Annotated in this window: 10 protein-coding genes; all 10 read right to left on the minus strand. The window is 54.0% G+C overall.

The window, feature by feature from the left end; translation table 11 throughout:
- Positions 1-362: 362 nt before the first annotated feature.
- Positions 363-1,253 carry an RHS repeat-associated core domain-containing protein gene (locus tag HRU73_RS05995; protein WP_287399882.1) on the minus strand — a complete coding sequence of 297 codons (891 nt, stop codon included), beginning with the start codon at positions 1,251-1,253 and terminating at the stop codon, positions 363-365.
- Positions 1,254-1,257: 4 nt separating this feature from the next.
- Positions 1,258-1,917, minus strand: a complete 660-nt coding sequence (locus HRU73_RS06000) for a DUF416 family protein (protein WP_287399884.1) — start codon at positions 1,915-1,917, stop codon at positions 1,258-1,260.
- Between the two features lie 107 nt (positions 1,918-2,024).
- Positions 2,025-5,186, minus strand: coding sequence for an RHS repeat-associated core domain-containing protein (locus HRU73_RS06005; RefSeq protein ID WP_287399886.1), 3,162 nt, complete (start codon positions 5,184-5,186; stop codon positions 2,025-2,027).
- Positions 5,187-5,324: 138 nt separating this feature from the next.
- On the minus strand, positions 5,325-5,645 hold the full coding sequence (locus tag HRU73_RS06010) for a hypothetical protein (protein ID WP_287399887.1): 321 nt from the start codon (positions 5,643-5,645) through the stop codon (positions 5,325-5,327).
- An 11-nt stretch (positions 5,646-5,656) separates the two neighbouring features.
- A complete protein-coding gene (locus HRU73_RS06015; protein WP_287399889.1) occupies positions 5,657-8,125 on the minus strand; it encodes an RHS repeat-associated core domain-containing protein in 2,469 nt (822 codons plus the stop codon).
- 205 nt (positions 8,126-8,330) lie between these two features.
- The gene (locus HRU73_RS06020) at positions 8,331-8,528 is read right to left on the minus strand and encodes a hypothetical protein (RefSeq protein ID WP_287399891.1); all 198 of its coding nucleotides are present in this window, start codon (positions 8,526-8,528) and stop codon (positions 8,331-8,333) included.
- Between the two features lies 1 nt (position 8,529).
- Positions 8,530-8,688, minus strand: coding sequence for a toxin C-terminal domain-containing protein (locus HRU73_RS13415; protein ID WP_276679995.1), 159 nt, complete (start codon positions 8,686-8,688; stop codon positions 8,530-8,532).
- Positions 8,689-8,775: 87 nt separating this feature from the next.
- Positions 8,776-9,075, minus strand: coding sequence for an Imm27 family immunity protein (locus tag HRU73_RS06025; protein WP_276679993.1), 300 nt, complete (start codon positions 9,073-9,075; stop codon positions 8,776-8,778).
- Entirely contained in the window at positions 9,060-10,682 is a 1,623-nt protein-coding gene (locus HRU73_RS06030; protein ID WP_353765111.1) for a polymorphic toxin type 10 domain-containing protein, read from the minus strand. Before HRU73_RS06030 ends, HRU73_RS06025 begins: the two co-directional genes overlap by 16 nt.
- Positions 10,683-10,843: 161 nt before the next feature.
- Positions 10,844-11,503 (minus strand): hypothetical protein, encoded by a 660-nt coding sequence (locus HRU73_RS06035; protein ID WP_287399892.1) that lies wholly within the window; start codon positions 11,501-11,503, stop codon positions 10,844-10,846.
- Positions 11,504-11,521 lie beyond the last annotated feature (18 nt).

An 11,521-nucleotide genomic window follows, 5' to 3' on the forward strand; every position in this document is an offset into this window, starting at 1 on the left:
GTGTACTAAAAATCATTTAATTAAAAATTTCGATCCCTCGACTTTAACCAACGTCTCCCGTATATAGTAATTGGGATAGCCATGACACCACCAACTATCGCAGAAATAAAGTAATTTAATAGATAATCTGCTAAGGGAAGCAAACCAAGTAACCACAAAGGAGCGATAACTATAGATGCAGCTGCAGATATCCCCGCGAGCAGCTCAAGAACAATGTATCCTCGGCCGAATAACCGCCGCACAATCTCTTGAGCTGCCCAAATATAGAAATTCATAAATGCCCACTGCAAAAAAGCTATTCCGCAAACAAGCAACGTCAAACCATTCATTTTTCTCGCCAAATCGTAATAAGTACCGACTCCTTATTTAAGTGCGCTCCCAACAGTAGCTGCTGTACTCCCGAAGACATTTCTTGAAATTGTTGCGGCCGTAACGTTAACTGATAGATCCCTTACTGCATTTGATACATCTACCATGTCGGGAAGAGCAGTACCAATTCGTCCGTAGCCTACTCCCCGCGTAAACGCACCACCCAACGCACCGCTGAGGCCTCCGGATAGAAAATCGACTCCCGCCCGTGATATCGAGTAGGTAGTATCATTTATCGAGGATGAAACCCAACCTTGAGCCACGTTGGCGATCCCTCCCGTACCTATGGCCCCGGAAATGGTGGTTGCAGTGAATGGGGCAGCAGCTCCAGCAATCGTCCCAACACCTACCGCGACGCCGAAGTCACTCCAGCTGAAGTCGCCACCAACAATAGCATTTCCAACTGTATATCCAACTCCACCTGCAATCGCCCCCATTGCACCCGTTACGACCGGCACGAACCAGACGAAAGTTCCCGTTGGATCACTGAAGTTAATCGGATTATTCCCCACATAGGCATAGAGATTGAGATCATCCGCGGTACCAATCGGATCGGTCTGCAGGAACCGGCCCAGTGCGGGGGAGTAGAACCGTGCCTTGTAGTAGTACAGATTGAGCGAACCGATGAACTGCTGGCCGGTGTAGCGGAAGCGGATGCCGGTGGCAATGTTGGGTTCGCCATACGGGCCATAGCTGTGGATGGCGGTGCTGGTGCCGGCACTGTTGGCGGTGCCGATGACACTACCCAGCTGGTCCTGGTACAGCCAGGTTTTGTTGGTCGTGGTGGTGCCTTCGTACCACACCAGCGGTTCGTCTACGCCGGGGCCGTGCACGTAGCGGCGCAGCAGTGTGCCACCGCTGTTGTATTCAGCAACCAGTTCCACGCCATCATAGGTCAGGCCGGTGATGGTGCCTGCTAGCCTCAGAAAATAGGTCGTTCGATTCGGACTTGGATCGTTCCATAATAATCTTTATAGTCTTTTTTAGGGATTCAGAATCCCGCTTCGAATTAATGATTTCGTTCAAGTCACGAAGCTGCCTACTTAGCTCATTGCTAACTATGGGGTGATCTAAAATAAATTTTTCTCCATCAGTAGCATTAGTATTCACGTTATAGGTATTTACTACAAAATTATCTACCGCTTCATAGACGCGCTTTGCGGCCCATATAGCCTCTTGAGGACATCCAGAAGCCAACGACCTCAGAGAATAAATAATCGCCGCCGCAGCGTCTTCGGCATAGGGCGTACCACTTTCCCAGGCATCCTCCTCAGAAGGTAACACAGCCATGCAGCGCTCCAGCAAACCATTGAGAATGATTGCATCGTGGTTTCCCGCTATCACAGCGTTCCAAACATAGGAAATGGCTTCGGAGTAAGCATCGAGATCGACTTTTTTTGACTTGGCCACCCTTGCATATTCAACATAACAAGTAAAAATCCTCTGCGCGCATGAGGCTGCAAAAGCACTTTGCGCTTCTATAGGAAGCTGGTCTAGGATTTCCTTCAATTTGGATTCTGAAAATTCAATGCCTTTCATAACACCCATTTTAGCTGTCCGTGGTTTCTTGATATATGAGTAGCTTAAAAAACATCCCGGAACCGGAGCGAGTCCGGTTCCGGGAAATTATTTTGCGAAAGATTTAAGGAGTGTCACTACTTCAAGCTACTACCTAAAATTCCACCAGCAGCTCCACCACCGAGTGCGGAGTACGTGCCGGAGCTGGTAGACCAAACTGCTGACCTCTCACCTACAATCTTGCCACCCGTAGATTCGATGAAGCTGACGCAGCTAGGGCATATATTTCGAGTAACCTCTAGTGCCTGTAACCCCGCTCCTTGCTGTTGTGCTTGTTGGATCGCCGTAACTTCCGCATGAGCGCCTGGAAGTTTTGCGGTATCCATTCCTAGGTTTTGAGCCAAACTACGCTGTGCCGGGGTCAAATCCCGCGCTCCTCCCGCCACAATGGTTCCACGGGAAGTGCTTAGAACGGCCGTTGTTCTCTGGGCTTGGGCGATTGGGTCCAAAACATTGTGAACTTGGTTGGCTTGGCTCGCTAACCTTGAAGCAGTGGCGGCTTCAAACATAGCTGTGGCTTTGCTAGCTATTCCCGCGCCAACCGCCCCCAGTGTCGCATCCAAGGCAATCGCTTTCGGGTCGAAGATATCCCCTCCCGTCAAACCTCGAATAACACCACCCATGACAACGCTTGTAGCCGCGCCAATGCACATCGGACAATTACCACTAGGATCGGTCAAATTAATCGGATTATTGCCCACATAGGCGTAGAGATTCAGATCATCTGCAGTACCGATCGGATCGGTCTGCAGGAATCTACCTAAAGCAGGCGAATAGAACCGTGCCTTATAGTAGTACAGATTGAGTGAACCGAGGAACTGCTGGCCGGTGTAGCGGAAACGAATGCCGGTGGCAATGTTGGGTTCACCGTACGGGCCGTAGCTGTGGATGGCGGTGCTGGTGCCGGCACTGTTGGCGGTGCCGATGACACTGCCCAGCTGGTCCTGGTACAGCCAGGTTTTGTTGGTCGTGGTGGTGCCTTCGTACCACACCAGCGGTTCGTCTACGCCGGGGCCGTGCACGTAGCGGCGCAATAGTGTGCCGCCGCTGTTGTATTCAGCCACGAGATCGACACCGTCATAGGTCAGGCCGGTGACGGTGCCCGCCAGGGTGGTCTGGCGCAGACGCCCTGCGCCATCGTACGCGAGGCTGTTGGTCGAGCCGGTTTTATTGGCACTGATCAGCTGGTTGTCGAGGTCGTAGGTGTAGGTCCATACCCCGTCCCCGGTCAGGTTGCCTTTGGTGTCATGAGTAAGGGTGGCGCCAGCGGCGGCCGTGTACTGGTTGAGGCCGTTGGCGGTGTAGCTCTTGGTGCCGTTGGTATAACCCGTCCACTGGTAGCTGTCGTTGGTCCAGCTCTGGCCTGTGATTTCCTGCACCTGGTTGCGGGTGTAGGTGTAGGTCTGGTCCTGTGCGGTGCCGGTGAGGTTGTGTGTGAGGGTGGCCAGTGCACTCTGGGTGCTGTAGGCATAGCTGGTGGTGGTGCTGTTACCCAGGGTCACCGTGGTACGCCGGCTGAGGTCATCGTAGGCGTAGGTGGCCAGGTTGACCGTGCCGGTTTCCTTGATCGCAGTTGGACGGTTCAGTGCGTCATAGGTGCTGGTGACGTAGAACGCGGTTTCCGGCCAGGTGAGGCGGGTGCGGTTGCCTGCCGGGTCGTACTGGTAGGCGAGTGTCTTGCCACCAGCGGTGGTGCTGGTCAGCCGTCCGGCATTGTCATAGAGGTAGCTGATGGCATAGCCGGTTTTGTTGGCAGCTGTTGTGCGGCCCAGCAGGTCGTAGGTGTAGGTGATGTTGTCCGCGCTGGTCGGATAGGTACGGCTGAGCAGCCGGTTGAGGTTGTCATACGCCATCGTGATGCTCTGGCCGTTACGTTTGCGCAGGCTGGTGATATTGCCGTTGGCATCCAGCGTCATCTGCTCGTAATCGGTGGTGGATGAGGTGCTGGCCGTTGTGGGGTGCGGGTAGCGCAGTTTTACGCGACGGTCATGGCCATCGTACTCATAGGTGGTCAGGTTGTTTTTGGCATCCTTGACGGTGGTCGGCAGGCCGTTGTTGCTGTAAGTGTAGGTGGCATAGTTCTGGGCCACGCTGCTGCCTACGGCTTGCTTGACGATCTGTACGCTGTCATCCGCGTTGTACACCGTCTCGGTGATGCGATTGCCGCCCTGGGCTGAAGTCAGGTTCTCGGTGATGCGAATGAGGCGGTCGAGGTTGTCGTAGGCATAGTCAGCAACCGGTACCGGGGCAGCCGCGCTCGGGCAGGTGGTGGCGGCAGCGGTAACTGCCGGACCCCAGGCTTTGAGCAGCTTGCCGGTGGCGGTGTAGGTGTTGCAGCTCACCAGCCATTGGGTGCCGGTCTGGGCTGCGCTGCGGATCAGCCGGCCATCGGCGTCATAGGCGAGTACGGTCTGTTTGCTCAGCGCATTGGTGCGGGTGGTGACACGGCGTTGTGCATCGAATGCCTGCGTGGTGGTGTCGGTGACATCGGTGCGCGGGCCGTTGATCTGGGTAATATTACCCACCGCATCATAGGTGAAGGTGGTGGTGAGATTGAGCTTGCCGCTACCGGAATCGACTACGACGGTCTGCGGGACGTATTTGTTGGTCGTGTTATAGGCAGTGGTGGTGACGACCGTGCTGCCGGATGTGATCTTGCTGGTCTGCGAGGTCGGCAGATAGAAGGTCGGGTAGCCGCTGGCAGTATAGGCAGTGTAGGCAAAGGTGGTCTGTGGTTGTACCCCCGCGGCATCGGCCGGTGAAGTGACTGCCAGCGGATTACCTTGTGCGGTGTAGGTGTAAGTGGTGATCTTGCCGCGCGGGTCGGTTGCGCTGGCCACTTTGTTGAAAGCCGTCTCGTAAGTGAAGCTGCTGGTGAGTGTAGTCAGTCCCGAACCGGGTTTGGCAATCTGTTTCACCTGGCTGACGTTGTGCGTGCAGCGTTTGTCGGTCGCTGCACACGGGGCATCGTGGTAGACGTACTCGAGCGCATTGCCTTCGGGGAAGACCTTGCGCGTCAGGCGTCCGTGGCCATCATAGGTGCTGGTGGTGATCTTGCCCAGCGGGTTGACCGATTTCACTACTTTGCCGAGAGCATCCATATAGGAGACTTTGCTGACTGGCCCCGGCCCTACTTCCTCTGAACGTGAACCGGCAAAATAATAGGTATAGAGCTTGCCAGCAGCGTTGGTTTGGGTTTGCACCCGGCCCAGGCTATCGTAGACGTTGGTAGCAAACAAAAATAAGGACAGATCACGGTTTTACCATGGCTTACCGCTACAGCCGCCGAAGCCCATAACCGTGGCCTGCCCCCTCTTAACCTTTTAAAGTAAGTGGTAACTTAGTTCTTTAGCAACGAGTTATTACGGGAAAATATGTCAATTCCATATTACGATAGGCTTACCGGGGACACAAAGTTGCATTGCCTCTGGCCCCGTATAGGCATCGTTTTGCATATCCACCTGGAGCGCCCAGCTATTTTCAAATCTAATCATAATAGTATTTATATCTTCGTCTACATGAGTAACAAAATGCCCAATTAACTGCTGCGTCTCAGTAAAACTAAATCCTATCAATTCATATTTATTATAAATAGCGAGGTTGATTCCGTTTTCAAAGATAATTCCAGCTCCATTCTCAGCTAATACTGCATCTACAACTCTCAATCCCTGTATAACGCTTAATTTTGATTTCTCCATTGCATGTCTCACTAGTCAATTGGAAAGTGTGATTGAGAATTAGATAAAGTCTTGCCACTATATGGATCTACTCCTTGTGGTTTAGGGGATGCTGAGTTTTGGTATTTAATATACCCATTTGGATAACTTGGGCTATTACCTCTTGCTGGAGTCGAATCCATTATCCTCATGGTTGAGACTTGTCCATTTGCACCGCCAGCACCACCAGTAAATGCAACACCTGTTTGATTTCCTGCGGGATTAATCACTGAGGATGGCCCGGTCGCTCCTTTAGGAACAGGGAAAGCAGTCCCACCAGGAGATACGATAAAATCTGGAGCCCTATTAATTCCCCTAGCTGCAGCCCCGATCAGATTATCGCCGGCCCTGATTGCGGTTCCAACCCCCTTGCCTGCACCGGGCAGGATACCCAGTACTCCGACTCCATAGTCAAGCATGGTTGCATTCGGGTTCTGGGAAGCCATGTAGAGGTCATAGCCTGGAATGAATCCCAGAGCGAATTGGCCTGTACTCGTGGAGCCCAGTTTACCCAGCAGCATACTGGCAGCAGCTGCAGTCAGCCCCGACGGATCATTGAAGTTGATGGGGTTGTTGCCCACATAAGCATACAGGTTGAGATCATCCGCGGTACCAATCGGATCGGTCTGCAGGAACCGGCCCAGTGCAGGTGAGTAGAACCGTGCCTTGTAGTAGTACAGATTGAGTGAACCGAGGAACTGCTGGCCGGTGTAGCGGAAGCGGATGCCGGTGGCGATGTTGGGTTCACCATACGGGCCGTAGCTGTGGATGGCGGTGCTGGTGCCGGCACTGTTGGCGGTGCCGATGACACTGCCCAGCTGGTCCTGGTACAGCCAGGTTTTGTTGGTCGTGGTGGTGCCTTCATACCACACCAGCGGTTCATCTACGCCGGGGCCGTGCACGTAGCGGCGCAGGAGCGTGCCACCGCTGTTGTATTCAGCCACGAGATCGACACCGTCATAGGTCAGGCCGGTGATGGTGCCCGCCAGGGTGGTCTGGCGCAGACGCCCTGCGCCATCGTACGCGAGGCTGTTGCTCGAGCCGGTTTTATTGGCACTGATCAGCTGGTTGTCGAGGTCGTAGGTGTAGGTCCATACGCCATCCCCGGTCAGGTTGCCTTTGGTGTCATGAGTGAGGGTGGCGCCAGCGGCGGCCGTGTACTGGTTGAGGCCGTTGGCGGTGTAGCTTTTGGTGCCGTTGGCATAGCCCGTCCACTGGTAGCTGTCGTTGGTCCAGCTTTGGCCTGTGATTTCCTGCACCTGGTTGCGGGTGTAGGTGTAGGTCTGATCCTGTGCGGTGCCGGTGAGGTTGTGTGTGAGGGTGGCCAGTGCACTTTGCGTGCTGTAGGCATAGCTGGTGGTGGTGCTGTTACCCAGGGTCACCGTGGTACGCCGGCTGAGGTCATCGTAGGCGTAGGTGGCCAGGTTGACCGTGCCGGTTTCCTTGATCGCGGTCGGACGGTTGAGTGCATCGAACGTGGTGGTGACGTAGAACGCGGTTTCCGGCCAGGTGAGACGGGTGCGGTTGCCTGCCGGGTCATACTGGTAGGCGAGCGTCTTGCCACCAGCGGTGGTGCTGGTCAGTCGTCCGGCATTGTCATAGAGGTAGCTGATGGCATAGCCGGTTTTGTTGGCAGCTGTTGTGCGGCCCAGCAGGTCGTAGGTGTAGGTGATGTTGTCCGCGCTGGTCGGATAGGTACGGCTGAGCAGCCGGTTGAGGTTGTCATACGCCAGCGTGATGCTCTGGCCGTTACGTTTGCGCAGGCTGGTGATATTGCCGTTGGCATCGAGCGTCATCTGCTCGTAATCGGTGGTCGATGAGGTGCTGGCTGTTGTGGGGTGCGGGTAGCGCAGTTTCACGCGGCGGTCATGGCCATCGTATTCATAGGTGGTCAGGTTGTTTTTGGCATCCTTGACCGTGAGCGGCAGGCCGTTGTTGCTGTAAGTGTAGGTGGCATAGTTCCGGGCCACGCTGCTGCCTACGGCTTGTTTGACGATCTGTACGCTGTCATCCGCGTTGTACACCGTCTCGGTGATACGGTTACCGCCTTCGCCTGCGGTGAGATTCTCAGTGATACGAATGAGGCGGTCGAGGTTGTCGTAGGCATAGTCAGCAACCGGTACCGGGGCAGCCGCGCTCGGGCAGGTGGTGGCGGCAGCGGTGACTGCCGGACCCCAGGCTTTGAGCAGCTTGCCGGTGGGGGTGTAGGTGTTGCAGCTCACCAGCCATTGGGTGCCGGTTTGGGCTGCGCTGCGGATCAGCCGGCCATCGGCGTCATACGCGAGTACGGTCTGCTTGCTCAGCGCATTGGTCCGGGTGGTGACACGGCGTTGTGCATCGAACGCCTGCGTGGTGGTGTCGGTGACATCGGTGCGCGGGCCATTGATCTGGGTAAGATTACCCACCGCATCATAGGTGAAGGTGGTGGTGAGGTTGAGCTTGCCGGTGCCTGAATCGACCACGACGGTCTGCGGTACGTATTTGTTGGTCGTGTTATAGGCAGTGGTGGTGACGACCGTACTGCTGGAGGTGATCTTGCTGGTTTGCGAGGTCGGCAGATAGAAGGTCGGATAGCCGCTGGCAGTATAGGCGAAAGGATGTGCGGAAATCGTACGAGCGAAACGGGGATCACCACAAGTGGCGTATCCCCCGTTTCGCTTTGTCGTATTAAATCTCGCTATTAACTAAAAGGCAAATTTCTCCCGATTTTTTTACAAAACTGATTGGTTTCCGAGTGTCACCACCATCCACTGAAATCTCGACAAGGAGATCTTGATCCTCAAAAGATTGCAGTTCCTTAATCAACTGTCGAATTGTTTTTCCACGAAGAACCCATTCTGGTTGTTTGTGTGTTTCGTTACCCATATCAATCCCCAATACGATTCAAGTTAGCATCGTATGTTCCAGCTCTCGTTTCTTTGCTACTAAGATTTTTTACCGAATCGGCCATCTTCCATGCCCCTCCATTGTGTCCGTCGAGATCCCTCGTAATAAAATCCTTACCGCGCTGAAAAACAGTTTGCACAGATGAAATACGCTACCACATGCGGGGCAAAACGATTTGGCAGCTTAGCCCGCATGCAGGCTGTACAGTCGGATTTGCTGGCTCAAATTAGCCAGAAATTTTGTATTTCTTAATGGCCGCATCCTGAGATACAGTTTCCAATGATGGAGCTCCCCCTCCATGCAATTCACTTTCTGGGTAACTCAATTCCCAATATCGCTCATCTGCTTTATCAAAATATAAAACTGACCAGCCATCATCAGAGCGCCCAACCTCTACAAGCTTATTATTAGTTAAGTAATCGATTCTTTTAGTGACAGCATCAGCCACAAGCTTTCCATTTTCAAGAATCCATTTACCAACAATCTTGGTTTCTGCTGGTTGAATATTCATTAGTGTGGAATCCATTGAATTGCTCCTGCTGGAATTGGCCCGTTAGGAATTACAAATTCCGCTGCTCCTCCTGCGGTTTGGCCGCCTTGCACAAAGCCTGGATTCGTCCTGAATACAGGTGAAGCAATGCCATCTACGGAAACGCTTGGGAACTCAATTACTTTAAATCCGCCCGGCACTTCTGGGATCGCTAATTTATCTGCAATTTGCGCATTAGATAGACCACGTAATTCACTTGCATTGGTAACGAAAACATCCGCCTCACCGGTCCGACCAAGGGTTGTCGGATTAAGTCCACGGGGAACAACACGAGCCAACGTATCTGAAACTGGATTGGCTATCGTCTTTGCCGCAGCCCCGATCAGATTATCGCCGAGCCTGATACCTGTGCCAACAGCTTTACCAATTGGTGTGATCCCTAGCAGCCCGATCCCATAGTCAAGCATGGTTGCATTCGGGTTCTGGGAAGCCATGTAGAGGTCATAGCCTGGAATGAATCCCAGAGCGAATTGGCCTGTACTCGTGGAGCCCAGTTTACCCAGCAGCATACTGGCAGCAGCCGCACTCAGCCCCGACGGATCATTGAAATTGATCGGATTATTCCCCACATAAGCATACAGATTCAGATCATCCGCGGTACCAATCGGATCGGTCTGCAGGAACCGGCCCAGTGCGGGGGAGTAGAAGCGTGCCTTATAGTAGTACAGATTGAGTGAACCGAGGAACTGCTGGCCGGTGTAGCGGAAGCGGATGCCGGTAGCGATGTTGGGTTCACCGTACGGGCCGTAGCTGTGGATGGCGGTGCTGGTGCCGGCACTGTTGGCGGTGCCGATGACACTGCCCAGTTGATCCTGGTACAGCCAGGTTTTGTTGGTCGTGGTGGTGCCTTCGTACCACACCAGCGGTTCGTCTACGCCGGGGCCGTGCACGTAGCGGCGCAGCAGTGTGCCGCCGCTGTTGTATTCAGCCACGAGATCGACACCGTCATAGGTCAGTCCGGTGACGGTGCCTGCCAGGGTGGTCTGGCGCAGACGCCCTGCGCCATCGTACGCCAGGCTGTTGGCCGAGCCGGTTTTATTGGCACTGATCAGCTGGTTGTCGAGGTCGTAGGTGTAGGTCCATACGCCGTCCCCGGTCAGGTTGCCCTTGGTGTCATGAGTAAGGGTGGCCCCTGCTGCCGCCGTGTACTGGTTGAGGCCGTTGGCGGTGTAGCTTTTGGTGCCGTTGGCATAGCCTGTCCACTGGTAGCTGTCGTTGGTCCAGCTCTGCCCTGTGATTTCCTGCACCTGGTTGCGCGTGTAGGTATAGGTCTGGTCCTGTGCGGTGCCGGTGAGGTTGTGTGTGAGGGTGGCCAGTGCACTTTGCGTGCTGTAGCCATAGCTGGTGGTGGTGCTGTTACCCAGGGTCACTGTGGTACGCCGGCTGAGGTCATCGTAGGCGTAGGTGGCCAGGTTGACCGTGCCGGTCTCCTTGATCGCGGTTGGACGGTTGAGTGCGTCATAGGTGCTGGTGACGTAGAACGCGGTCTCCGGCCAGGTGAGCTGGGTGCGGTTGCCTGCCGGGTCGTACTGGTAGGCGAGTGTCTTGCCGCCGGCGGTGGGGGTGTAGGTGTTGCAGCTCACCAGCCATTGGGTGCCGGTTTGGGCTGCGCTGCGGATCAGCCGGCCATCGGCGTCATACGCCAGTACGGTCTGCTTGCTCAGCGCATTGGTCCGGGTGGTGACACGGCGCTGTGCATCGAATGCCTGCGTGGTGGTGTCGGTGACATCGGTGCGCGGGCCGTCTACGGTAGGCTTTTGATAAATTTCTCAATTTTCTCCCGCTTCGGGAGATATTGTGCAGCCCACTTACCACTCTCACTGATCTGATCAAAAAGAGATAACATTTTCATTAACCGGCACCTGCACTCCTCATTTTTTCCACGTAAGAACAATAAGCATGTAGGGGCAACATTTGACAGTATCTGGTTATGTGGATCGGCGAACTGCCTTCCCTCTTCAATAAACACTGCCAGATCGTCCAAATTTTTCACCTTTTCCATCTCTGGCAGGCAGTATTTTAAAAAACAATCTCCCACTTCTGTTGCAACAACTTCCGGACAATTTTTTACACTGCAGTCCCAACTCAAGAATGTGCCGGAAGGCGTAAACAAACCGATATTTCTTGCCCCAAAATTATTAGCTGCAAACTTAGCCCCGTACCGTTTCTTTATCTCATCAACTAGAAGAGGTGAATACACTGAGGCCATCGGGGAGCAGCTCACCATCTCTGGCGCATATTTCCTTCCATACAGTATCAGTATTCGATCTTGTATAGTCGAAGATCTCTCCCTACGCCAGTCCGCGTCGCGCTTATACCTGTAGAAGCCTATATGGCTCAGGCATGTATCGAGGAGAGAATTCACAACTTCGATTCTCCCCTCAACTGTCAAAGATGGATTCATACTTTCACAGCTTCGGCC

The sequence above is a fragment of the Nitrosomonas sp. H1_AOB3 genome (assembly GCF_015709435.1).
Taxonomy (GTDB): Bacteria; Pseudomonadota; Gammaproteobacteria; order Burkholderiales; family Nitrosomonadaceae; genus Nitrosomonas; species Nitrosomonas europaea.